At 31.2% G+C, this 25,640-nt stretch carries 20 protein-coding genes; 13 read left to right on the plus strand and 7 right to left on the minus strand.

The window, feature by feature from the left end; translation table 11 throughout:
* The first annotated feature begins 90 nt into the window (after positions 1-90).
* Genes LWW95_00880 through LWW95_00920 form a run of 9 tightly spaced genes read left to right on the plus strand, consistent with a single transcriptional unit; the run spans position 91 to position 13,093 of the window.
* Positions 91-1,014: a radical SAM protein gene (locus tag LWW95_00880; GenBank protein ID MDL1955595.1), complete on the plus strand. Its 924-nt coding sequence runs from the start codon at positions 91-93 to the stop codon at positions 1,012-1,014.
* Entirely contained in the window at positions 1,011-5,174 is a 4,164-nt protein-coding gene (locus LWW95_00885; GenBank protein ID MDL1955596.1) for an acyl-CoA dehydratase activase, read from the plus strand. Before LWW95_00880 ends, LWW95_00885 begins: the two co-directional genes overlap by 4 nt.
* Before the next feature lie 10 nt (positions 5,175-5,184).
* Positions 5,185-5,835: a TetR/AcrR family transcriptional regulator gene (locus LWW95_00890; GenBank protein ID MDL1955597.1), complete on the plus strand. Its 651-nt coding sequence runs from the start codon at positions 5,185-5,187 to the stop codon at positions 5,833-5,835.
* On the plus strand, positions 5,828-6,889 hold the full coding sequence (gene mqnE, locus LWW95_00895) for an aminofutalosine synthase MqnE (GenBank protein ID MDL1955598.1): 1,062 nt from the start codon (positions 5,828-5,830) through the stop codon (positions 6,887-6,889). The genes LWW95_00890 and mqnE overlap by 8 nt, the downstream gene beginning before the upstream one ends.
* Positions 6,864-7,937, plus strand: a complete 1,074-nt coding sequence (gene mqnC / locus LWW95_00900) for a dehypoxanthine futalosine cyclase (protein MDL1955599.1) — start codon at positions 6,864-6,866, stop codon at positions 7,935-7,937. The genes mqnE and mqnC overlap by 26 nt, the downstream gene beginning before the upstream one ends.
* Positions 7,924-9,099, plus strand: a complete 1,176-nt coding sequence (locus tag LWW95_00905; GenBank protein MDL1955600.1) for an amidohydrolase family protein — start codon at positions 7,924-7,926, stop codon at positions 9,097-9,099. Before mqnC ends, LWW95_00905 begins: the two co-directional genes overlap by 14 nt.
* Entirely contained in the window at positions 9,078-9,893 is an 816-nt protein-coding gene (locus tag LWW95_00910; protein ID MDL1955601.1) for a menaquinone biosynthesis protein, read from the plus strand. The genes LWW95_00905 and LWW95_00910 overlap by 22 nt, the downstream gene beginning before the upstream one ends.
* Position 9,894: 1 nt before the next feature.
* The gene (gene topA, locus LWW95_00915; GenBank protein ID MDL1955602.1) at positions 9,895-12,084 is read left to right on the plus strand and encodes a type I DNA topoisomerase; all 2,190 of its coding nucleotides are present in this window, start codon (positions 9,895-9,897) and stop codon (positions 12,082-12,084) included.
* A gap of 49 nt (positions 12,085-12,133) precedes the next feature.
* Positions 12,134-13,093, plus strand: coding sequence for an NAD(P)H-dependent oxidoreductase (locus tag LWW95_00920; GenBank protein ID MDL1955603.1), 960 nt, complete (start codon positions 12,134-12,136; stop codon positions 13,091-13,093).
* A 20-nt stretch (positions 13,094-13,113) separates the two neighbouring features.
* On the opposite strand, the gene LWW95_00925 is transcribed toward LWW95_00920, so the two are convergent.
* Positions 13,114-13,620: a peptidylprolyl isomerase gene (locus LWW95_00925; GenBank protein MDL1955604.1), complete on the minus strand. Its 507-nt coding sequence runs from the start codon at positions 13,618-13,620 to the stop codon at positions 13,114-13,116.
* 153 nt (positions 13,621-13,773) lie between these two features.
* Between LWW95_00925 and tatB the strand changes: the two genes are divergently transcribed.
* The 3 genes from tatB to LWW95_00940 all read left to right on the plus strand — a co-directional run bounded on the left by tatB (position 13,774) and on the right by LWW95_00940 (position 15,765).
* Positions 13,774-14,013 (plus strand): Sec-independent protein translocase protein TatB, encoded by a 240-nt coding sequence (tatB, locus tag LWW95_00930; protein MDL1955605.1) that lies wholly within the window; start codon positions 13,774-13,776, stop codon positions 14,011-14,013.
* Positions 14,000-14,752 (plus strand): twin-arginine translocase subunit TatC, encoded by a 753-nt coding sequence (gene tatC / locus LWW95_00935; GenBank protein ID MDL1955606.1) that lies wholly within the window; start codon positions 14,000-14,002, stop codon positions 14,750-14,752. The genes tatB and tatC overlap by 14 nt, the downstream gene beginning before the upstream one ends.
* Before the next feature lie 143 nt (positions 14,753-14,895).
* Complete coding sequence (locus tag LWW95_00940; GenBank protein ID MDL1955607.1) at positions 14,896-15,765, plus strand: 4Fe-4S binding protein; 870 nt, start codon at positions 14,896-14,898, stop codon at positions 15,763-15,765.
* Here LWW95_00940 and nth read toward each other — a convergent pair.
* Positions 15,704-16,336: an endonuclease III gene (gene nth / locus LWW95_00945; GenBank protein ID MDL1955608.1), complete on the minus strand. Its 633-nt coding sequence runs from the start codon at positions 16,334-16,336 to the stop codon at positions 15,704-15,706. The genes LWW95_00940 and nth overlap by 62 nt on opposite strands.
* A 75-nt stretch (positions 16,337-16,411) precedes the next feature.
* On the opposite strand from nth, the gene glgC reads away from it, so the two are divergent.
* A complete protein-coding gene (glgC, locus tag LWW95_00950; GenBank protein ID MDL1955609.1) occupies positions 16,412-17,632 on the plus strand; it encodes a glucose-1-phosphate adenylyltransferase in 1,221 nt (406 codons plus the stop codon).
* Here glgC and LWW95_00955 read toward each other — a convergent pair.
* Genes LWW95_00955 through LWW95_00975 form a run of 5 tightly spaced genes read right to left on the minus strand, consistent with a single transcriptional unit; the run spans position 17,629 to position 25,634 of the window.
* The gene (locus LWW95_00955) at positions 17,629-19,707 is read right to left on the minus strand and encodes a DUF1926 domain-containing protein (GenBank protein ID MDL1955610.1); all 2,079 of its coding nucleotides are present in this window, start codon (positions 19,705-19,707) and stop codon (positions 17,629-17,631) included. The genes glgC and LWW95_00955 overlap by 4 nt on opposite strands.
* A gap of 1 nt (position 19,708) precedes the next feature.
* On the minus strand, positions 19,709-22,081 hold the full coding sequence (locus LWW95_00960; protein ID MDL1955611.1) for a DUF3536 domain-containing protein: 2,373 nt from the start codon (positions 22,079-22,081) through the stop codon (positions 19,709-19,711).
* Between the two features lie 3 nt (positions 22,082-22,084).
* Positions 22,085-23,527 carry a glycogen synthase GlgA gene (glgA, locus tag LWW95_00965; GenBank protein ID MDL1955612.1) on the minus strand — a complete coding sequence of 481 codons (1,443 nt, stop codon included), beginning with the start codon at positions 23,525-23,527 and terminating at the stop codon, positions 22,085-22,087.
* Entirely contained in the window at positions 23,524-23,727 is a 204-nt protein-coding gene (locus LWW95_00970) for a Rho termination factor N-terminal domain-containing protein (protein MDL1955613.1), read from the minus strand. The genes glgA and LWW95_00970 overlap by 4 nt, the downstream gene beginning before the upstream one ends.
* A gap of 17 nt (positions 23,728-23,744) precedes the next feature.
* Complete coding sequence (locus tag LWW95_00975) at positions 23,745-25,634, minus strand: pyruvate carboxylase (protein ID MDL1955614.1); 1,890 nt, start codon at positions 25,632-25,634, stop codon at positions 23,745-23,747.
* Positions 25,635-25,640: the final 6 nt, after the last annotated feature.

Consider the following 25,640-nt stretch of genomic DNA (forward strand, 5'->3'; position numbering starts at 1 on the left):
TAATTTTTATGTTAATTGTTTGGCTAGTTATTTTAGGCTTAGATATTTTTTGTTTTTATCGGATCTTAACAAAAGAAAGCGAGGAATAAAATGAAATATATCTTTGGACCAGTGCCATCTCGCCGTTTAGGTTTTTCTTTAGGTTTAGATTTAGTGCCATTTAAGACATGTAGTTATGATTGTATTTATTGTGAATTAGGAAGAACAACTCATTTAAGCATTGAACCAGCTTATTATGTAACAGCTAAAGAGATTTTAAAAGAATTAGAGGATTTTTTTGCAGAAAATCATCCTCATATAGATTTTATTACTATTGGTGGCTCTGGTGAGCCTACTCTTAATAAACATTTAGAAGAAATTATATTAAGTGTAAAGGCTTTAAGTAAAGTTCCAGTAGCTGTACTTACAAATGGCTCTCTTTTTTGGCAAAAAGACATTATTAAAGCTGTCTCTTTGGCTGATGTTGTATTGCCATCTTTAGATACAGTTTCTTATGATACTTGGAAACGTTTAAATAGACCTCATCCAATGCTAAAGCTTGATAAAATTATTGAAGGATTAAAAGATTTTAGACAACAATATGATGGGAAAATTTGGCTTGAAATTTTATTTGTTAAAGGGATTAATGATAATGAATCAGAAATTTTTGCTTTAAAATCCGTTTTAAACGAAATTTTGCCAGATAAGATACATTTAAATACAGTAGTGAGACCTCCTGCTGAAGCGAATGTTTTAGCATTAAATTTTGAAGAAATGAAAAAAATTAAAGAAATGATTGGTGAAAAAGCAGAGATTATTGTAGATTTTAAAGGGGAAATTATAGATACTGGAACAAAGGATATAGAAGAAAGACTTATTGCCATTTTAAAACGTCGCCCTTGCACTCTAAATGACATTATTTATGCTTTAGGTGTAAGAAAAACAACAGTTATCAAATTATTAGAGTTATATCAACGAAAAAAAAGGATTGACAGTTACTTATATCAGGGGCAAAAATATTATTTAATAAGATGATGAGTAAGTTATATCTTGGACTAGATGTAGGTTCTACAAGTGCCTGCACTGTTATTTTAGATGAGAAGATAAACATACTTTATGAAGATTATCGGCGTACTTATGGGCAACCTTTACGTACTGTTGCAAATATTTTAGAAGAAATTATCCAAAAATTTTCTCTAACTGATATTGTTTCTCTTTCTTTTACAGGTTCTGGTGGAAAAACATTTTTATCATTATTAGGTGGTGAGTTTATTAATGAAATTATTGCCCATGGTAAAGCAGTAGCCTTTTATTATCCAGAAGTAAGAACTGTTATTGAAATTGGTGGTGAAGACAGTAAGCTTATCTTCTTAGCACCAGATGAAACAGGAAGACCAAGGATTGTAGATTTTGCTATGAATACACTTTGTGCTGCTGGTACAGGTGCTTTTTTAGATCAACAAGCACATCGTTTAGGATTAAAAATAGAAGAATTTAGTTATTTAGCTCTTAAGGCTAAAACAATTCCTAGAATTGCTGGGCGTTGTGCGGTATTTGCTAAATCAGACATGATTCATCTCCAACAAGAAGGTACTCCTTTGCCAGAAATTGTTGCGGGATTATGTTATGCTTTAGCTAGGAATCTTCGTAGCAATATAGGTCGAGGAAAGCCATTTCATAAGCCAGTTGCTTTTCAAGGAGGGGTAGCAGCTAATTTAGGTATGCGTCGTGCTTTTTGTGATATTTTGCGATTAAAGCCAGAAGAATTGATTATTCCAAAGCATTATCTTACTATGGGAGCGATTGGCGCAGCTTTAGATGCTATTGAGAGAAAAAAGGAAGATTATCACTTTCCTGGTTTGGAAAAATTATATGCTGCCATAAAACAAGAAAGAGAAATAAAGTATTTTTATCCTCCTTTAAAATTGGAAAAATCTTGTATTAAAAAGACTGAGACTCACATCATTTCTCAAGAAAAAATACCTGCATATTTAGGTGTTGATGTAGGTTCTGTTAGTACAAATTTAGTGTTAATAGATGAAAAAGGGCAATTATTGGCAAAAGAATATCTAATGACAGCTGGTCATCCTCTTGAAGCGGTAAAAAAAGGTTTAAAAAGTTTAGGAAAAAAATGGAAAGATAAAGTAGAGATTTTAGGAGCTGCAACTACTGGCTCTGGTCGTTTTTTAGTAGGAGATTTTATTGGAGCAGATGTAATAAAGAATGAAATTACAGCCCAGGCTACAGCAGCTGTAGCTATAGATCCAAAGGTAGATACTATTATTGAAATTGGAGGACAAGACTCAAAATTTATTCGTCTTAAAAATGGGGCAATTATAGATTTTGAAATGAATAAAGCTTGTGCAGCTGGTACTGGTTCTTTTTTAGAAGAGCAAGCTGATAGCTTAAGTATTTCTATTTATAAAGAATTTTCTGATTTAGCTCTTTCTGCAAAACATCCTGCTCCATTGGGAGAACGTTGTACAGTATTTATGAAATCAGACCTTGTCCATTATCAACAAAAAGGTTTACCTAAAGAAGATCTTGTAGCTGGACTTTGTTATGCCATTGCCTATAATTTTATCAATAAAGTAGTATCTAATAGAACTATTGGTAATCATATTTTCTTTCAAGGTGGTGTAGCTGCTAATAAAGGCGTTGTAGCTGCTTTTGAACAGATTTTGAAAAAGCCTATTATTGTACCACCTCATCATGAAGTAACAGGGGCAATTGGAGCAGCTTTATTAGCAAAAAAAGAAAAAAATTGGGAGAAAAGTAAATTTAAAGGTTTTGATTTAGCTCATCTAAATTATCAGATAAATACATTTGTCTGCAAAGCTTGTCCAAATCAATGTGAGATAAAAAAAGTTACTATTGAAGGACAAAAGGAAGTATATTACTATGGTGGTCGTTGTGAAAAATATGAAATTGCTCATAGAGATATTTCTCCTGCTCCTGATCTTGTCAAAGAAAGGGAAAAATTACTTTTAGAATATGTTGAAAAAGCAAAAGGAGGAGATAGAGGAGAAATTGCCATTCCCTATGCCTTTTTCTTACAAGATTTTTTGCCATTTTTTGCTACATTATTGAATGAATTAGGTTTCAAAGTAGTTGTTTCTGCCCCTACAACAAAAGAGACTATTCAGGCTGGAGTAGAAAGTGTTTTAGCTGAGACTTGTTATCCAGTAAAAGTAGCACATGGACATGTTTCTGTTTTAATTAAATCAGGATACAAACGCTTATTTTTCCCAAATGTTATAGATCTTCCTTCTCGTTCCCCAGGTTTTGTATGGGGGATGGTGTGTCCTTATGTTCAAGGATTGCCTTATATGCTTAAATCAGCTTTTAATTTTGAAAAAGAAGATATAGAGTTTTTACACCCTGTTGTATATTTAGGTAGAACTGGTTGGTATTATAGACAAAGTATTAAAAATTTAAGTGAAGCTTTAAGAATATCAAAAAAGAAAGTAGAAAAGGCATGGGAAAAGGCAAAGATTGCACAAAAAGAATTTGAGGAAAAAATTGTAAAAAAAGCAAAAAAAATAATTTCAAATTTAAGACCCAAAGATATAGCTATTGTTATTGTTGGTCGCGCTTATAATAGCTTTGACAGTGGTACAAACCTTCGCATTCCTCAAAAACTTTCTCAAAGAGGTGTACCAGTTATCCCTTTAGATGCTCTACCACTTGAGACAGTAAGGATAAAAGATGCTTGGCCACATATGTACTGGCGATATGGACAACATATATTAACAGCAGCTGCTTATATTAGAGATCATCCTCAACTTTATCCTATTTATATTACAAATTTTGCTTGTGGTCCTGATTCTTTCATTCTTCACTTTTTTAAAGAAGAGATAGGTAAAAAGCCATTTCTTGAAATAGAAATAGATGAACATAGTGCCGATGCTGGAGTAATAACAAGGCTTGAGGCATTTTTAGACAGTATTAAAGGGAAAAAACAGACAAGTAAAGCTCAAAGACGTTATTTTATTTATAAAAAACATTATCATGATGCTTGTGTTTATATTCCTTATATGTGTGATCATTCTTATGCTTTAGCTGCTGTATTTGAGGGTTGTGGAGTAAAAGCAAAGGTAATGTCTCGTACGGATGAAGAAAGTTTTATTTTAGGTAGACAGGCAGTTTCTGGTAAAGAGTGTTACCCTTGTCTTCTTACAGCAGGTGATATGTTAAAAACACTAAAACAGCCTGATTTTGATCCAAAATATGCTGCCTTTTTTATGCCTACTGGTAGTGGTCCATGCCGCTTTGGTCAATATGCTCATTTTCACCGCCGTGTATTAGATGAATGGGGATATACAGAAATTCCTATTTTTTCGCCGAATCAGGATGGAGAATATTATGAAAAACTTGGTATGGTAGCAAATGATTTTATCCTTTGGGCATGGAGGGGTTTAGTGGCTGTAGATATTTTAGAAAAATTTTTAAGACATACCCGCCCATATGAGAAAAAGCCAGGTGAAGCTGACAGAATTTATCAAAATTATCTTGAAAAAATATGTGAATATTTACGCCAAAAAGAAGAGCCATTACCTTTATTGATTCAGGCAGCAAATGATTTTGAAAAGATTCGTGATAATGCAATATCTAAACCTACTGTAGGTATTGTGGGTGAAATTTATTTACGCAGTAACCCATTTGCTAATGAAAATCTTATTAGAAGATTAGAAGCTCTTGGGGCAGAAGTATGGCTTCCACCTTTAGGTGAATGGATTTTTTATACAAATCATACTGCCATACTTCGTTCTTGGCGTCAGCGTTATTTAAAAAGATTATTGAGACTTTTGATTACAACTATTATTCAACATAAGGAAGAATGGCGATTTGTTAAAAAAGTGGCTTCTAAAATAAAACATGCTCATGAACCTTTTATTGTGCAACTTCTTCATTGGGCTAAACCTTATCTTCACCCTGCTTTTGAAGGTGAAGCAGTTTTAAGTATTGGTAAGGCTATTGATTTTCTAAAAAAAGGCACAAAAGGTATTATTAATGTTATGCCATTTACCTGCATGCCTGGTACTATCACCCAAGCAATATTTTCAAGATTACAAAAAGAAAAAGGTGGTTTTCCTTGTCTTCATTTAGCCTTTGATGGACAAGAACAAACACATATTCAAACTCGTTTAGAGGCATTTATGCATCAAGTATATAATTTTTTTGCTTTATTATGACCACCTGGTCATGAAAAATAAATTTCAACCTCAAAAAACATTTTTTTCATTAGCAGCAGAAAAACAAGAACGTTTACTTAAAGTTGCTACAGAGGAATTTGCTACTCAAGGTTATCAGAAAGCAAGCATTAACCGTATTATTGAGAAATTAGGAATTGCTAAAGGTTCTCTTTATCAATACTTTCGCAATAAAGAGCATTTATTTCTTTTTATTTTTTCACAAGGTATCTATTTAGCAAAAAAAATATTAAAACCTATTAAAGAAGAAAAAGGTGATGTTTTTTTTAAAATTAAAACTTCTTTAAAAGCAGGAATTGAATTTATAAAAAAACATCCTCATATTTTTCATATTTACTTAAAAATTCTTTTTGAAGATAAAGTACCTGTAAGGGAAAATCTTTTAAAAGCTATTCGTTTTTATTCTAGAGATTATCTTCTTCCAATTTTAGAGGAAGGAAAAAGAAAAGGGGAAATTAGAGAAGATATAGATTTGGAAATGGCAGCTTTTATGTTAGATGCCATGATAGAACGTTTTTTACAAGCACATGTGTTACCTTATTTAGATGCTATTTCTATTTATCAGGCAGATGAAAAAGTATTGGAAAAAAAGATAGATATCTGGATAGACATTTTAAAAAAAGGATTGGCAAGAAATGTTTAAAGAAATTGTGCATAAGGTAGAAAGTGGAGAAAGACTTAGTTTTAATGATGGTCTTTTTCTTTATCAAGCACCTTTATTTTTTCTTGGAGAATTAGCAAAAATTGTAAGAGAAAAATTACATGGGAAAAGGGCATATTATGTTTATAATCAACATATTAATTATAGCAATATTTGCATAAATCTTTGCAAATTTTGTGCTTTTGGTAAACCAAAAGGAGATCCAAAGGCATTCACTTTGAGTTTAGAGGAAATAGAATCTAAGGTTAAATCTCGTTTGAATGAACCTATAAAAGAGATTCATATTGTTGGAGGACTTAATCCTGAACTTCCCTTTGAATATTATATTGAGATTATAAAGATTGTGCGCTCAATTCGTCCAGATGTCTGCATTAAAGCCTATACAGCTACTGAAATTGCCCATTTTTCTAAAATAACAGGCAAAAATATTGAAGAAGTTTTATCAATTTTAAAAGAAGCAGGTTTAAATATTTTACCTGGTGGTGGAGCAGAAGTATTTAGTGATAGAGTAAGAAGGGCATTATGTCCTAAAAAGCTTTCTGGTAAAGAATGGTTAGAGGTTATCAAGACCGCCCATCGCTTAGGCATACCTACAAATTGTACTATGCTTTATGGTCATATTGAGACCATTGAGGAACGTCTTGAGCATTTAATTGCCTTAAGGAATGCACAAGATGAAACAGGTGGTTTTCTTTGTTTTATTCCACTTTCATTTCATCCAAAAAATACAAGATTAGATTACTTGCCAGGGCCAACTGGTATAGAAGATTTAAAGACAATTGCTATTTCTCGACTTATGCTAGATAACATTCCTCATATTAAGGCATATTGGGTCATGCTTACACCAAAGCTTGCGCAGGTTGCTTTAAATTTTGGAGCAGATGATATGGATGGTACTATTATTGAAGAAAAGATTACCCATATGGCAAAAGCAGAATCCCCACAATGTTTAACAAAAAAGGAATTAGAAAGTTTAATAAGAGAAGCAGGTTATGAACCAGTAGAAAGGAATGGATTTTTTGAAAAAGCAAGATAAAAAACTGATTGATAAAATTTTAAATGGTGAGCGACTTAAAAAAGAAGAAGCTATAAGACTATTTGATTTAGATTTGATTTTACTAGGTAAACTGGCACATCAAATAAGATTACGTTTACATCCAGAGCCTATAGTAACTTATATTGTTGATCGTAATATTAATTATTCAAATATTTGTATTTCTTGCTGTAAATTTTGTGCATTTTGGCGTCCAAAAGGACATCCAGAGGCATATGTTTTGAATAAAAAAGAATTAGCTAAAAAAATAGAAGAAACTATTGAATTAGGTGGTATTCAAATTTTATTACAAGGAGGATTGCATCCTGATTGGACTATTTCTGATTATGAAGAGATGCTTTTTTGGATAAAAAAACATTATCCAAATATTCATATTCATGGTTTATCTGCTCCAGAAATAGCACATATTGCTAAAAAATCTAATTTAAGTATTGAAGAAACTTTAATAAGGCTTAAAAAAGCAGGTCTTAATTCTATCCCTGGTGGAGGGGCAGAGATCTTAGTAGATAGAGTGCGTAAAATTCTTTCTCCAAATAAATGTGATGTATTTACCTGGCTTAAAGTTATGGAAACAGCACACAAATTAGGAATAAAAACCACTGCTACAATGATGTTTGGCCATATAGAAACTTATGAAGAACGTATTGAACATTTGTTTAAGATTAGAGATTTACAAGATAAAACACATGGTTTTACTGCTTTTATTCCTTGGACATTTCAACCCAAAAATACAGCTCTGAATTATTTAAAACCAGTAGGTGCTGTTGAATATTTAAAAACATTGGCAATTTCTCGAATTATTTTAGATAATATTCCCAATATTCAAGCCTCATGGGTTACACAAGGGGCAAAAATTGGGCAAATTTCCTTATTTTTTGGGGCAAATGATTTAGGTAGCCTTATGATAGAGGAAAATGTAGTTGCTGCTACTGGTGTGAAATTTCGTATGAATGAAAAAGAAATGTGTTATTTAATAGAAAAAGCAGGTTTTAAACCACAGAGAAGAAACATGTATTATGAATGGGTTTAAAATTCATCGTGCTAAATGGATATTGCCTATATTTTGTCCACCTATTGAAAATGGTGCTATAGCTATAAGTCAAGGAAAAATTTTAGAAGTTGGCAATTATAAAGAAATAAGAAAGAAAATAAATGGTGAAGTTATTGATCATGGTGAAGGGATATTGTTTCCTGCTTTAGTAAATGTCCATACTCATTTAGAACTTTCGGCATTAAAAGGTATTAAAAAAGATAATTTTGTTGATTGGTTAAGCTCTATCATTGTTGCAAAAATGGGATTAAAAAGAGAAAAACGTAAGGAAGCAGAAAAAAAAGCATATAATGATTTAAAGATTACAGGTACAGCCCTTTTTGGAAACATAAAAAATATACCAGAAAATGATAATCTTCCTGGAGAAGTAATTTTTTTTGAATTTATTGGTTTTAATGAAAATATAGCTCAAAAACGCTGGAAAAACTGGCTAAATTTTATAGAAACTTATCCAAAAGTAATGCCATCTGCTCATTCTCCTTATAGTGTACATCCAAAATTTTTAAAAAAAATTAAAAAATTAGCTAGGGAAAATAAAAAAATATTTTCTATTCATGTAGCAGAAAGTGAGGCAGAAGTAGAATTTTTACTTACTGGAAAAGGTAAAATTGCCTCTTTGCTTAAAGAAAAAGGTGTTTGGGAAGATGGGCTTATACCTAAAAAAAGACCAATAGATTATTTAGAATCTCTTAAGATACTTGACTCTAATACTTTATGTGTACATTGTATAGAGGTGACACAAAAAGAGATTGAGATTTTAAAAAAATATAAAGTAAAAATTTGTATCTGTCCCAGAAGTAATGCTAATTTGGGTTTAAAAAAACCTCCTCTTTTTCTTTTTAAAAAATTTGGTCTATTTCTCTGTTTAGGTACAGATAGTTTAGCTAGTAATGAGGATTTAAATCTTTTTAAAGAAATGGGCTATTTATTAAATGAAGGCATTTTTTCTCCTAGTGAATTGTTAGAGATGGGAACATGGAAAGGTAGTATTGCTTTAGGATTTGGATGCCGTTTTGGTACATTTTTCCCTCATGCAGAGGCAAAGATATTGTTTTCTCCAATTATTGGAAAAAATTTGGCAGAGGCTGTAATTATAGCTGGAATAGAAAGAAAAGTAAGATGGATAGAAAATTACGCTTAGGTAAATTTCCATTTTTAAATTGTGTACCAATCTATTATGGTCTAGAAACAGGTAAAATAAAATGCAAAGAGGAATTTCATTTAATTTCTGCTCCTCCAACAAATCTTAATAATCTTCTTAAAAAAGCTAAATTAGATATAAGCCCTATTTCCTCAATAGCATATGTTGACATAGTTAATGAATGTTTAATTTTGCCAGAACTTTCTATATCTGCTAAGGGAAAAGTAAAAAGTGTAGTACTTTTTAGTCGTGTGCCAATAGAAGAACTTGATGGGTGTCCTGTTTTTGTTACTAAACAATCAGCCACTTCCGTTGCCCTTTTAAAGCTTATTTTAAAAAAAGAATTTGGCATTAAACCTATTTATAAAAAAGGCGAGATTATTAAATTTAATGGGACAGTTATAGCTGGATTAGCTATTGGTGATGCAGCCTTAAATCTTAGGGCAAAAAGAATCTATCCTTATCAGCTTGATTTAAGCGAGATTTGGCAAAAATGGACAGGTTTACCATTTGTATTTAGTTTTTTTGTGGTAAGAAAAACATTTTGGGAAACGCATAGAAGGAAAATCATAAACATTTGGCAAGCACTTCTTGCCTCAAAAAAATGGGGTCTTTCTCATTTAAATATCATTGCCACATTATATAAACATTTAGATAATCCAATTGCCTACTGGCAATGTTTAAATTATGATTTATCCTCTTTGCACTTAGAGAGTTTAAGGCTATTTTTTTATCACTTAAAGGAAATGGAAGAGATTGTAACTATACCCGAAATAAAATTAATGGAAATTTAAGATGAAATTACTTATTGTTGAATCTCCAGCAAAGGCAAGGACTTTAAAAAAACTTTTGAAAAATTTTGTAGTAGAGGCTACTATTGGTCATATTAAAGATTTGCCAAAAAATAAATTAGGTGTAGAGATTGAAAATCAATTTAAACCTATTTATGTAATTTTACCAGGGAAACAAAAAATTATAAAAAAATTAAAAACATTAGCAAAAAAAGCAGAAGAAATCTATCTTGCCTCTGATCCAGATAGAGAAGGAGAAGCTATTGCTTGGCATATAGCAGAAGAAATAGATAAAAAAGGGGAGAGAATTAAACGTGTGCTTTTTCACGAAATCACGCCTATTGCTGTAAAAGAAGCATTAAAAAATCCTACATCCCTTGATTCAAATAAATATGGCTCACAACAAACCAGACGTATTTTGGATAGACTTGTTGGCTATAAAATTTCTCCACTTTTATGGGAAAAGGTAAAAAGGGGTCTTTCAGCAGGTAGGGTGCAATCAGTAGCCTTGAGATTGATATGTGAAAGAGAGAAGGCTATTCAGAACTTTGTATCAGAAGAATATTGGGAAATATCTGTTTTATTAGAAGCAAAAAATCCTCCTCCTTTTGAGGCAAAACTTATTAAAATTAAGGATCAAAAATGTCATTTAAGAACAGAAGATGAAGCAAAAAAGATAATTCATGATTTAAAAGAGCCTTTTATTGTTGAAAAAATCACATCCAAAGAGAAAAAAAAGTATCCTCCTCCTCCATTTATTACTAGCACAATGCAACAGGAAGCAGCAAAAAAGCTTGGTTTTTCAGCTCAAAAAACAATGTTTATTGCTCAGCAACTTTATGAAGGCATAGATTTACCTGAAGGTAGAGTGGGTCTTATTACTTATATGCGTACAGATTCGGTACGCAGTGCTGAAATAGCTATTAAAGAAGCAAGAAAATTTATAAAAGAAAAATGGGGAGATAAGGCTATTCCTAAAAATCCATATTTTTATAAGAATAAACGAGAGGCTCAAGATGCTCATGAAGCAATAAGACCTACCTCTGTTTATCGCACTCCAGAAAGTATTTCTAATTGGCTTAACTCTGATCAAAAAGCACTTTATGAACTTATCTGGAAACGTTTTATTGCTTCTCAAATGGCTCCTGCTATTTATGATCAAACAATAATAGAAATTACTTGTGGAGATTATCTTTTTAAGGTTACTGGTAGCATATTAAAAGATTATGGTTTTAAATATATTTATGAGGAAACCGAAGATAAAGATAAATCTGTTATTTTGCCATTATTAGAAGAAGGAGAAAAATTAAAATTAAAAAAGATTTTGCCTTCTCAACATTTTACTAAACCACCAGCTCGTTATACAGAAGCATCTTTAATAAAAGAACTAGAAGAAAAAGGTATAGGGCGTCCTAGTACATATGCTACCATACTTACTACTATTCAAGAAAGAAAATATGTTGTGAAAGATAAAGGAAAGTTTAAACCAACAGAATTAGGTTTTATTGTAAACGAATTACTAATAAAAAATTTTCCTGAAATTGTAGATGTCTCTTTTACTGCTAAAATGGAAGCTGAGTTAGATGAGATAGAAGAGGGAAAAAAGCTTCCTTTAGAAACACTTACAGCTTTTTATGAGGTTTTTAATCAAGCGCTCAAACAGGCAGAAATAAAAATGCTTGATGTAAAAAGGAAAGGAATTGAGACAGAAATAAAGTGTGAGAAATGTGGTGCTAAAATGATAATAAAGATTGGCAAAAATGGTGTATTTCTTGCTTGTTCTCGTTATCCGGTATGTAAAAATACAAAAGATTTTGTTAGGAACGAGAATGGAGAGATTGTTATTCTAACAAAAGAGACAGAAGAAATTTGTCCAGAATGTGGTCGTCCTCTTATCAAAAAACAAGGTCGTTATGGTCTATTTCTTGCTTGTTCAGGTTATCCTGAATGCAAATATACTGCTTCTATTACATTAAATATTGTTTGTCCTCAATGTGGTTTAGGAAAACTTGTAAAACAAATTTCTAAAAAGAAAAAGATTTTTTATCGTTGCAGTCGTTATCCACAATGTCAATTTATTTTATGGAATGAACCTATAGCTAAATCATGTCCAAATTGTGGGGCTGCATTTAGAATTTTAAAAAAACAACAACTTATTTGTCTTAAATGTGGATATAAAGAAAAATATTCTTAATTTATTTCAAATTCAACTTTGCCAGTACCAAGATAATAGGAGTCAATTAATGTTTGTGCTTGCTTTATTGGGTAGTCCTAGGAAAGGAGGAAATACAGAAAGTCTTCTTTTTGCCTTTTTAGAAGGTATAAAAGAAATGGGAGGAGAAATAAAAGTATTAAATATTGCAGAAAAGAGGATTTTTCCTTGTATAGAGTGTGGAAAATGTGAGGAAAATGGTTTTTGTTTTATTAAAGACGATATGGAAGAAATTTATTTTCTTCTGAGGCAAGCTGATGCAGTGATTCTTGCTACACCTGTTTTTTTCTATAATGTTCCTGCTCAATTAAAGGCCTTTATTGATCGTTGTCAAGTATTTTGGGTAAGAAGATATATTTTAAATCTTATAGATCCAAAAGCCACTTTCCGTTTAGGCTTTTTGCTTACAGTAGGAGCGACAAAATGTAAAAATCTTTTTTTTGGTATTGAGCTTACAGCCAAATATTTTTTTAAAGCTATTGGAGCAAAATACAAAAAAAAGCTTGGTTTTAAAAGAATAGAAAAAAAGGGAGATATAATTTATCATCCAACTGCATTAAAAGAAGCCTATTTAGAAGGGAAAAAATTTATAAAATCTTTTAAAAAAAGAAAAAAAATAATCTTTATTTCTCAAAAAAACGCTTGCCGTAGCCATATGGCTGAAGCCTTTTTACAATATTATGCTGGAAAATACTTTGATGTAAAAAGTGCTGGTATACAGCCAGCTTCAAATATAGATCCATTAGTAATAAAAGTTATGGCAGAAAAAGGGATTGATTTAGTTTATCGTCGACCTAAAAAAATAGAAGTTGTGCAGGAAGATTTATATGATCTATTAATTCAAATGGATGAGGGATATAAAGCTATTATTTCTGCTAATAAAGTAGAAAATTGGAATATAAAGAAAAAAGAAAAAAATATTAAAAACATACGCCAACTGCGAGATGAGATAGAAAAAAGAATAAAAAATTTAATAAAAAATTTAATTTAGGGGGCTTTAAGCCCCCTTTTTTAATCACAAGGCTCACTACAAGAAGCACATCCACCAGGGATACAAACAGAACTAGCTTCTGCTAATTCTTCTGCTGTGGCAGGACGTACACTAACTACAGAAACCTTAAAATGGAGATTTTCACCTGCTAAAGGATGGTTAAAATCAAGAATGGCTGTTTTGTCTGTTTTTTCTCTGATAGAAAAATACATTGGATTTCCTTGTGCATCTACTGTGCGATACATATGTCCTACTTCTATTTCTAAATCTGGTGGAAATTCAGAAAGAGGTACTTCTCTCATTAATTCTGGTCTTCTTTCGCCAAAACCTTCAGCAGGAGTAAGTGTAACTTCCATTGTATCGCCAGGTTTAAGCCCTTTTAATTTCCTTTCTAATGCTGGAAAGATCTGTCCTTTACCAAAAATGAAAGAATAACGCGCTGGTTCCTTTGCTCCTTCCACCACTTCACCAGAATCCAAGGTTACTGTGTATTGAATTTCCACTACCATGTCAGTATCAATCTTCATCTTTACCTCCTAAAAAATTAAAAATCACTTGGGCATACCCAAGTAAGTCCACTATAAATTATTTGCTGAATAGTGTCAATGAATAAAATGTTTACCCTTGTCTTTAAATAGGCTTTTTGTTAAAAAGTTGAAAGTCTATAAGGAGGCTTATCAATGTTTAGTATTGGTATGCAGGAATTAATAATTATTTTAATTATTGCCCTTCTTGTTTTGGGCCCAAAGAGATTGCCTGAAGTAGCTCGTGCATTAGGTAGAGGAGTAAAGGAGTTTAGAAAAGCAACAAGAGAGGTGAAAGAAAGCATTGATATAGAGGGAGAATTAAAAAAAATAGAAGATGAAATTATTTCTGAGGAGATAGAAGAAAAGGAAAAAGCTAAAAATGGGCGAAAATGAAGAATTAAAATTACCTTTTACTGCTCATCTAGAGGAATTACGTCAACGTTTATTTATCTGTCTTATAGCTATTGCTTTAGGGGCAGCCATTTCTTTTTTCTTTTCTAAAAAATTATTTTATTTTCTTGCTCAGCCATTAGTAAAACTCCTACCACCTGACCAACCTATGATTTTTACTGCCCTCACAGAAGCTTTTTTTACTTATTTTAAAGTCTCTTTACTTTTTGGTTTTATATTTGCTTCACCTATTGTTTTTTATCAACTCTGGAAGTTTGTTGCTCCAGGACTTTATGAACATGAAAAAAAGTTTGTTATTCCCTTCGTAATTTCTTCTACTTTTTTCTTCTTATTAGGTTGTGTTTTTGCCTATTATGTAGTATTTCCTTTTGGTTTTAAATTTTTTTTAGGTTTTTCTACTGATTATTTAAAACTTTTACCAAAAATGAATGAATATTTTTCTTTAAGTTTAAAGCTTCTTTTTGCTTTTGGTCTTATTTTTGAGTTGCCAGTCTTTACATTTTTTTTAGCAAAGATGGGAATTATTGATAAAGAGACTTTGGCTTCAAAAAGGCGTTATGCTATTGTTCTTAGTTTTATAATAGCTGCTATTCTTACTCCTCCTGATGTTGGTACTCAGCTTCTTATGGCTGGTCCTTTAATTTTGCTTTATGAAATAAGCATTTGGGTAGCAAAGATTTTTGCTCATAAGCCAAAAGTTATTTCAGAATCATCTAAATAAAATGAGAAAAATTAATTTAACATGGTTTTTTATCTTTCTTGGTTTATTCTTTATAATTTTTGGTCTCTATTTTGGTGAGGTAAAAATACTTCTTAAAAAAGCTACAAATATTTGTTTAAGTTGTATGGGTATTGGTTAATATTATGAGACGTCGAATTCAATTTCTTTGGCTATTTTTTAATAATGGTTATTGGGCATTCTTAGGTAAAGAGAAAATTTATACAGGACCTTTAAAAGCCTTCTGTGCACCAGGTCTTAATTGTTATTCTTGCCCAGCTGCTACTTTAAGTTGTCCTATTGGTGCTATTCAACACTTTCTTTCTGAATTAAGGTTTAACTGGCACAATAGTATTTATGTTTTCGGCATTTATGTTTTAGGAACAATGATTATTATCGGTGCCTTTGTTGGTCGTATGGCTTGCGGTTGGGCTTGTCCTTTTGGTCTTTTACAAGAAATTATTTTTAAGTTACCTACACGCAAATTTTCTTTACCTAAATATTTTTCGCTTTTTAAATATGCAATTTTATTATTTTTTGTTTTTTTATTACCTATTTTAATTATAGACAAAATGGGTTATGGTGAAGCATGGTTTTGTCGTTATCTATGTCCTGTTGGTACATTAGAAGCAGGTTTGCCTCTTTTAATATTAATACCTAGTTTAAAACAGCAGATTACTTGGGTTTTTTATCATAAACTAATAATTTTATCGATATTTTTAATAATGACTATATTTTTTAAACGTCCTTTTTGCCATATACTTTGTCCATTGGGTGCTTTTTATGGTTTATTTAATCGTTTTAGTCTTTTACAAATGCATGTAGATAAAACAAAGTGTAAAAAGTGTGATATTTGTTACAAATATTGTCCAATGGGAATTAAGATTTATGAAAAACCAAATCAATTAGATTGTTTGAGATGTCTTACTTGTTACAATGTTTGTCCTGAAAAGGCTATTTCTTTAACTTTTGGAACTCATCACACCATGTTGTTAAAGGACAAACATCACATTTAGGTTGACGTGATTTACAGATTGTACGTCCATGCCAAGTTAATTGCAAAGAGAATTTTGTCCATTTCTCCCTAGGTATGATTGCCATTAAATCTTGTTCTATTTTTAAAGGATCTCTTTGTTTTGTTAATCCTAAACGTTTAGCTAAACGGCGGACATGAGTATCTACTACAATGCCAGGTATATTAAAGGCATTACCCAACACTACATTTGCTGTTTTTCTTCCTACTCCTGGTAAATTTGTAAGTTTTTCAAGATCAGGAGGGATTTCTCCATTGTATTTTTCCAATAATGCTTGACAACAGGCTTTTATATGTTTTGCTTTATTTTTATAAAATCCTGTAGGTTTAATATCTTCTTCTAAAGTCTTTAAATCTGCTTCAGCATAATCTTTGGCTGTTTGATACTTTTTAAAAAGATAAGCTGTTACTTGATTTACTCTTTCATCAGTACATTGTGCAGAAAGAATGGTTGCTATTAATAATTCTAATGGATTTGTATAGTTAAGAGCTACTTTTACATTAGGATAGTGCTTATCAAGTACTTCTAGTATGCCTTTAATTTTTTCTTGCATAAAAGCTTTTTAACAAAAAAAGCTTTATTTTGTCAATTATTGCTTTATTATTAAAATTTTTGTAAAGTAGATTATATGTTAAAAATATTAGCTATGGTATTGGCTGGTGGGAAGGGAGAAAGACTTTATCCTCTTACTGCTCACCGTACCAAACCAGCTGTTCACTTTGGTGGTATTTATCGATTGATTGATTTTGTCTTAAGCAATCTTGTTAACTCCGGTATTTATTCTATATATGTTTTAACTCAATATAAAGCACAATCTCTTTTAAGACATCTTCAATTAGGTTGGGTAGGTGCTTATCCTATGGATAGTTTTTTTATCTTACCAGTGCCTGCACAAATGCGTTTAAGAGAAAGTTGGTATTTGGGTACTGCTGATGCTATTTATCAAAATACATATCTTATAAAACAATTTAAGCCAGATTTAGTCCTTATTTTTGGTGCTGATCATGTGTATTTTATGGATGTTCGCCAAATGATAGATTATCATTTAGAAAAAAATGCTGAAGTAACTGTAGCTACAATTCCCTATCCTATTTCTGAATGTTATCAATTTGGTGTAGTAGTTGTTGACGAAAATTGGCAAATTAAAAAGTTTCAAGAAAAATCTTCTAATCCTATTGCTATGCCTGGAGATCCTAATAAAGGATTAGTTTCTATGGGTAATTATGTTTTTAATACAGATGTGCTTTTAGAAGAATTGGAAATTGATGCTGAGGATAAAGATAGTTCTCATGATTTTGGTAAAGATATTTTGCCAAGAATTTGTCAAACTAGACGTGTATTTGCTTATGATTTTTGCAAAAATAAAGTGCCTGGTTTAGAAAAACAACCTACTTATTGGAGAGATGTAGGTACTATTATTTCTTATTATGAAGCTAATATGGATTTAAAAAATCCGTTACCTAAATTAAATCTTTATAATCCAAAATGGCCAGTGCGTTCAGTTAAATATCATGATCCTCCAGCAAAGGTAGTAGTAGATGCCGAGGGTCGTATTGGGCATCTTGAGAATAGTCTTATTGCTGGTGGTTCTATTGTAAGTGGAGGTTGGGTAAGGGATTCTGTTATTGGACGTAATGTATTTGTTGGTAGCCGTGCTTTAGTTGAAGAATCTGTTCTTATTGGAGATGTTATTGTAGAAGAAGGAGCTCAGATTAGAAGAACAATTGTGGATGAAGGTAATATCATCCGAAGGGGTGAAAGGATTGGTTATGATTTAGAAAAAGATGCTGAAAGATTTTATCTTGATCTTACATCGGGAATTGTTGTTGTTCCTAAAAAAACCGTTTAATTTGATAATTTTAATTGCCATTCTTGTATAAAAATTTTGTCTTTTTTAAAATTAAATTTGGTTATAAAAACAAAACAAGTGCCTTGATAAGTTTTTTCTGCACCAGATTCTGAAAGGTTTACTGTATAGATTGGGAAAATCCATAAATGAAATGGCTGTTTGGCAGAAATATGGATAGAATTATTATAATTAATCAAAGTAAATTTTGAAATTTTTTTAAATTCTCTTGCCTTTAAAATATTATATTTTTCCTCATTTATTATCAAATCCCAATTTGGTAAGAAAAGATTAAGTTCAGTAGCAAATCGAAGATTGGAAGAAAATGTAGGAAATAGTTGATAATGTACAATAATTTCTCCTTCAGTAAGAATCTTAAATTGTTTTATTAATTCTAATGTTCCAAATCCATTTATATTTCCATTTCTTTTTAATATAAGAAAAGCTCCATTTTCTTCTTTTCCCCAATCAAAAATTTCATAAGGTTCAGTAGTAAAATCTCCCAAATCTTGATATTTTGACTGACTAAATGTAAACAAATTTATTTTGTTACTTAAAAAATGGTCTAAAAAATTAAAACGATAATGCCAGTCATAAACAAGATATTTATCCAAATTTGGTTGTTTCAATTTAAATTGTTCATGGATAGTTTTCACATCATCTGTTTTTTCTTTTTTTGGTTGATTAATTTTTTCTCTGATTTTAACATGATATGTTTCAGGACGACGAGTAAGAACATGAGTAAGATTTAGTTTTTTTTCTCGCCACTCTAGTAAAATTAAAGCCCCACCATAAGTTGGTTTGATATAGGCATTTATTTTAGGAGAGGAAAATAGCCATTCTTTTCTTCCATCACAGTCATAGTCTTTAAATATTATTTCAATATCTTTATTAGGTAAGGCATTTTCAGCAGCAATAAGATTTTGATAAACAGCTGAGCGTAAATGTCCTAAATATAATCCACCAAAGATTCCATGCCAATAAGCACAATTGCACTGAGCTTTCCATAGATGTTTAATAGCTAAAGGAAGATTTGAAAGCTCATATTTTGGAAAATTTTTTGCCACTTTTTCACTTACAAGAATCATTTTTTTATGCATAAGATTACTCTCTTCATATTTTCGCAAAAAATTATCCCAATTACTACCTCGCACAAATGGCTGATATCTTTCCCATTTTTTTTCTGATTTTAAAAAATCAATAAATTCAAGATAGCGTGCACCAAATTCAGGTAAAAATGACCATTCCATCATTTCTTCATAAGAAGCAGGAGGAAGATAAATCCGAGCACGTGGAGGAAATTTTTCTAAAAATTCTTTTAAAGGAAGTATTTCAATTTTGTTTTCTTTTTCTAAAAAAGAAAGAAATTTTTCAAGCCATCTTTTTTTATAAACCAATTGCCAAGTATTAGGCCAAAGTCCAAATTTTTCTCCATCATCTCCATAAGTTAATGTATTTCCTTCTGTATTAGTAAAAAAACTTTCAAAATATTCAAAAATATCTTTTGGATCTTTGAAAGGAATAAGGTAGCGTAATTTTTTATCAATAGGGAAAATAAAGAGACAATAACCTTCTTTTTCAGTAATGAAATAACCATGAATGTCTTTTTTGTTTAATCCAGCATTAAAAAAATGAGTGTCATCTACTAGTGTGTATTTTATACCTAAGGGTACTAAAAGCTTTGGCAATTCAGGGGTCCAAACTCTTTCAGTTAGCCATAAGCCTTCAGAAACTACACCAAAACGATTTTTTAAATAGTTAAGCATATAAGAAAGTTGCCCTTTAGCATCTCTTTCTGGAATAAAAGGCAATAATGGTTCATAAAAACCGCCAGCCATAAGTTCTATTTGTTTTCTTTCTACCAATCTAGCAATTAAATCTATAAGATGAGGAAAACGCACCTCGAACCACTCCCATAAAGGACCTGAAATATGAAGGCTAAAACGAAAGTTTGGAAATTTTTCTATAGTTTTAAGAAAAGGTGCATAACATTTATATACTGCTTTTTCTAAAATCTTTTCAAAGTTACCAACAGGCTGATGTAAATGAATAGCAAAAGGGAGATAATATTTTGGCATCTTATATTTCTAATCTAAATTTAAGTTTTTCCCCTAAAGAAATAATAGCTTTAGGCAAAATATTTAATTGTGCTTTAAGTGAAATAATAGTATCCCAAAAATCGTTCTGAATATGACATAAATCCAATTGGGGGGAAAGACTTTGATAGAGATCCAAAGCATTTTGAATTTGTTTGATAACATTAAAATCAAATGTTTCTTTAATTTTTTTAAGATTTGTTTTAATATAATCTTCTAAAAGATTTTTTATATCTAATGTATCTAATTTCAATCCTAATATTTTAGCCTCTTCAAGAACTTCTTTAAAATAATTTTTCTTTCCTAGAAGTTTTTTCTGACATTCTTTATAGGCTTCTTTACTCAACACAGTTTTAGCAATAGCTAAAAAGCCTTCTGGTAAAGGGATATGAAGTTGTTTTAAAGAAAGCATCAAACTTTTATTTTCTTGATAAAAACTAGCATAAGTATTTTCAAATGTTTCCAATTTATCTTTTAACAATTTAAGAGCAAGCTTTCTACGGTCGTCCAAAAAAATGTTTTGAATTTTATAACAATTTGAAAATTTTTCTAATTTAGCTTTAATTTGGTAAAAAGCTAATTCTTGGAAAAGCTTTTTATAATTTTCAACTATTGTTTCATTTAATGTTGAAAAGGCTGTTCCTATTAGGTCTAATCCACCAAGATGGAGTATAACTGTTAGAAATTCTTTTTTTTCCTCTGTGCGTTGATGTGTGATTAAAAGATGTTCAAAAAGCAAAGAATTTCCACCTGCTTTATAAATCTCATGTTTTTTTACTTCTACATTTAAAGTATAAAAAGATGTTTTTGATAAAGGTTCTTTTAAAAGATGATTAAAGCTAAAATGAACAGCTATACGTTGAAAATCATAAAGATGAGGGCGTATTTGTTTTTGATAAATCTGAGCACCATCACCATACTCTGGTAAATTGCTTTTTGCTTTTTTAAGTATTTTGAGAAATCCTTTTTCTAAGTCTAGATTAAAATCCTTCGCAAGTTGAATGGCTCTTGCTGCATAACGTAAGTTTTGTTTAGCTTCAAGTCCAGAAATATCATCAAAGAACCAACCACAACTAGTAAACATTAATTGACTATAATATTGCATTTCAAGGAGTTTTAATGCTTTTATCTTTTCTTTTTGAGGAAGATAATTGCTATGTTTTTGCCAAAATTCTTCTTTTGTTTCAAAAGAGGGATTTAATACAATTTTAATATAATCATCACGAGCAGCCCAAGGGTCATAAAAATATTGACTACCTATCTCTTCAAAAAAAGAATGAATTTTGTCTCTTAACCAGTTAAGGGCATCTCTAAAAGGTCTACGCCACTTCTGATGCCACTCTGGATGAAAGCCTGTGCAACAACCACAATCTCTTTCCCATCGTCCCAATCCATGTGCACAACTCCAAGCAGTATTCTCTTTTATAACTACTTCATATTTTGGAGGAAATTGACTCAAAAAATAAGAAAAATTAGTCAATTTTATGTCAGAATGATGGGAAAAATGATAAATTGCATAAGCAAGTGCCATTTCTCCAAATTTCCAATGATGTCCAAATGTTTCTCCATCAGTGACTATACTGATGAGACCTTCATCCTTTGAAAAAGCAGCTTCAATCTGTTTTGCAAGTATTTCTCCATTATGTAACAGATTGCCAAAAGCAATTCCATGTGAAAGTGGGCTATGATAAAAGAAAATGTCAATAGATGTATCTTTAGTCGGATAACAACGGTAAGGTTGAGCAATGTCTAAGGTATTTTCTTCCACTTGACACCAAATTTTTTCATCTTTTGAGGAAAGTGGACGAATTTTTAATGCTTGTTTTGGTGCTAAAATAGTAAATTTAATACCCTCTTTTGCCATTAAGGCAAGTGTTTCATTATCTACTGCAGTTTCTGGAAGCCACATTCCTTCAGGTGAACGTCCAAAAAAGTATTTAAAGGCTTCAATTCCCCAACGTATTTGTGTAATTTTATCTTTAGTTGTGGCCAAAGGCATAATGATATGATTATATACTTGAGCAATAGCATTACCATGTCCATTATAATAAAGACAGCTTTTTTTATCTGCTTGAACAATCTTTTTTAAAATGTCTGGTTTATGTTTTTCAAACCAACGCAAAAGTGTAGGACCAAAATTAAAACTTATTTCTTCATAATTATTCAAAATTTCAATGATAAAACCTTCACTATCCAAACGTCTTGCATATGCATTCGGCAAATAACATTCAGCTGTGATCCTTTCGTTCCAATCATGATAAGGTAAAGCTGTTTCTTGAAATTCAATCTGTTCTAACCAGGGGTCTTCTCGAGGAGGTTGATAAAAATGACCATGGAAACAGACAAACTTAGACATAATTTATAATAATGATTGATATAATAAAAGATATTCATGAGCAGATTTTTCCCAGGAAAAATCACACCTCATTGCTTCTTGCATAAGACTATACCACATTTCTTTTTTTTGTTCAAAATAAAATAATGCACGTTCAATAGCTTCTAAAAAAGCCTTTGCTGTATAATCATAGAATTTAAATCCTGTACCTATCTTTTTTTCTGAGTTTACATCTATGACAGTATCTGCTAAACCTCCGGTATGGTGCACAATAGGGATTGTACCATATTTCATAGCATACATTTGAGCAAGCCCACATGGTTCATAACGTGAGGGCATGAGCAACATATCAGCTCCAGCTATAATTTTGTGTGAAAGGATATTATCAAATTTAATTTCTACCTTCATTTGATTAGGATAAGCTGCAGCTATGCTTTTTAAAGTATCTTCATAATATTTATTCCCCTGACCTAATATAATCAAACATACTCCTTTTTGCATAAGCTTTTCTAAGATTGGTAATAAAATATCTATCCCTTTTTGTTCTACTAATCTGCTTACCATAGCTAATAAAGGTCTTTCTTTTAAATCTACTGGTAAACCACATGTAGCTAATAAGTCCTCTTTACATATTTTTTTCCCTTCTAAATTTGAATTTGAATAATTAATCGCAATATAAGGGTCAATCTCAGGGTTCCATATAGTATAATCTACTCCATTTAGTATTCCCTTAAGTTTATGTGCATATATTTTTAAAACTCCATCTAAACCAAAACCATAATGAGGTGTCTGAATTTCTTTTGCATAAGTAGGGCTGACAGTTGTTAAGAAGTCGGCAAAAATAATTCCTCCTTTTAAAAAATTTATTTGCCCAAAAAATTCTAATCCATTTATAGAAAATAAATCTGCAGGAAGATTAGTAAATGAAAAAGTTTCTGATGGGAATATTCCCTGATAACCTAAGTTATGGATAGTAAGAACAGTTTTTATTGAATTTAATTGAGGATAGAAATTTTGTTTTAAGTAAACTGGTATTAAAGCTGTTTGCCAATCATGGCAATGAATAATATCCCAAGATTCATTATAATGTTCAATAAAATTTAAAACAGCTTTAGTGAAAAAAATAAATCTTTCTGCATTATCAAAATATTCTTCTTTTTCAGTGCCGTAAAGAAAAGATCGATCAAAAAATTCATCTTTTTCAATAAGAAAAACACGTATATTTTCTTTTAAATAAGTTTGAAAAACAGAAAAATTAAGCCAACGCCAACCTAAACCAAGACGTAATTTTTCAATAACTAATTTTAAAGAATAACCACCTTCTTTTATACAACGATAAAAAGGAAGAATAATATCTGTATTTATACCTTGATTGGATAAATAAATTGGTAAACTACCACAAAATTCTGCTAACCCTCCAGTGCGAGCAAAAGGAGTTGCTTCAGAAGTGACAAAAAGGACTTTCACTTTTTAGATTTTTTATTTTCTTTCAAACAATCCTCACGCCAAAGGCAATTTTCTTCTCCACATTCATAAACTCGATCTGTTGCAAAACAAGGAATATTACCTTCAGCTTTTTGAATACTTCTAATCAATTCCGCTTTTTTCATTCGTCCTATTCTTAATCCCATTTTTTTAGCAATTGCTTTTACTTCTTTTAGAGTCATTTTTTATTCCTTTTTATTTATTTTTTCCTAATTAAAACAAGGCGATCTCCCATTTTAACCTGATCACCTTCTTTAACAAAAATTTTTTCTACTGTCCCTTCTACTTCACTAATTAAAGGTGTTTGCATCTTCATAGCCTCAATTATAATAACAACATCTCCTGATTTAACAATATCTCCAATTTTTACTTCAATTTTTTGTATACTAGCATTAAAAGGTGCCCGAATATCTCCTACTTGAGCAAGGGCATCTATTTCTTCTCGCGTAAGTGCTGTAACAGCTACTTTTTTCTCCTCTATTTCTGTAACCAATACTACTGGATGTAAATCAATGGTAAAATGTGTAACTTTTTTCCCATCAGTTTCATGAGTAGGTCCTACTTCAATAATATGTAATTTACCTTTGTAGTCAGTAAAAGTAATTTTTTCTCCTATCTTAAATCCACCTTGTCTAAACCAAATTTGTGGTGGAAGAACAAATGTTTTGCCAAATTGTTCTTCAAATTTAAAAAAAGCTATAGCATCAGTAGGATGTTGAAGATAAAGAACAAGCTCTTCTGTTGTAGCCTTTCTTCCAATCTTTTCTTCAAGGGTCTTTTTTTCTGCTTCTAAATCTACTGGTTTTATCTCTTCTAAACCCCATTGTTCATCAACTATTTTTTTCCAATCAGGTCCAAATACTTTTTTATAAATTTCATCACTAGGCCAATAAAAAGGAAATGGCCCATAACGACCTAAAAGCAGATTTTTTAAATCACCACTAGGGTTAGCATAACGTTCACCAGAAAGTACATTATCTACAGCTGTTGTCCAAAGTATTTGTGAACCTGGTGTTACACTCCACCAATTTCCAAGTTCCCGATGTACACGAGGGAGTTCTTCTAATAAAATCTTTGGCATTAAATGAAGAAAACCACCCTTTTCTGCTTGTTCAAGGCTACTGCCCATTGCTCCACCTGGCAATTTATGTATCTGAACAGTTGGATCAAAGCCCTTATACTGAGATTCAAAACAAGCATAAGCTAATCTTTCTTTACGTAATACTTGTGAAGTGGCAATAACAGCATTTCTATCAATACCTTCAGCTTTATATCCATAAGCTTCAAGAGTATCAATAACAGTTAATATAGGAGGAGGACCAAAAAATCCTGTTAAGGCATGATCGCCAGCATCAACAATTTTTGCTCCATTCATTACTGCTGCCACAATCCGACCAATGTCATTACCATCTGTATTATGACCGTGATAGTGAATAATAAGTTCAGGAAATGCCTGTTTAATTGCTTTAACTAATTGTCCAATTCTTTTAGGTGTGCCAAGACCACCATGATTTTTAATACATAAGATAATATCTTCACCTGTAACTTCAATAATTTCTTTCACTTTTTTTACATAAAATTCATCTGTATGTTCAGGACCTGTAGAAAAACAAATACATGGTTCAAGAACCTTTCCAGCTTTTTTAACTTCTTCAAAGACAGGAATCATATTAGGGACATAGTTAAGAAAATCAAAAACTCTCCATACTTCTATATATTTAGCAAATTCCTTTACTGTTAACCTAATTACATTTTCTGGATAGGGTCTATAGCCAAAAAGATTAATACCACGGCAAAGTGTTTGAAACATAGTATTGGGCATTTCTTGCCGTAGTAATTCTAATTTTAAAAAAGGATTAACTTGTTTTCTAAGCATATCCACATGCACTGAAGCACCACCACTGATTTCCAAAGAAAAATAACCAGCTTGATCACGATAAGGGGCAGCTAAAAGGTCAGTATGAAGCAAAATTCTATTTTTAAAATCTGACTGAGATAAATCTCTTTGAGTGTTAGTGATATAATAACCTTTAGCTTTTCTTAATATTTCTAAAATTTCTTTTACAGACATGTGTCGGGTAATTCTCATGTTTTC

The sequence above is a fragment of the Candidatus Desulfofervidus auxilii genome (assembly GCA_030262725.1).
Lineage (GTDB): Bacteria > Desulfobacterota > Desulfofervidia > Desulfofervidales > Desulfofervidaceae > JAJSZS01.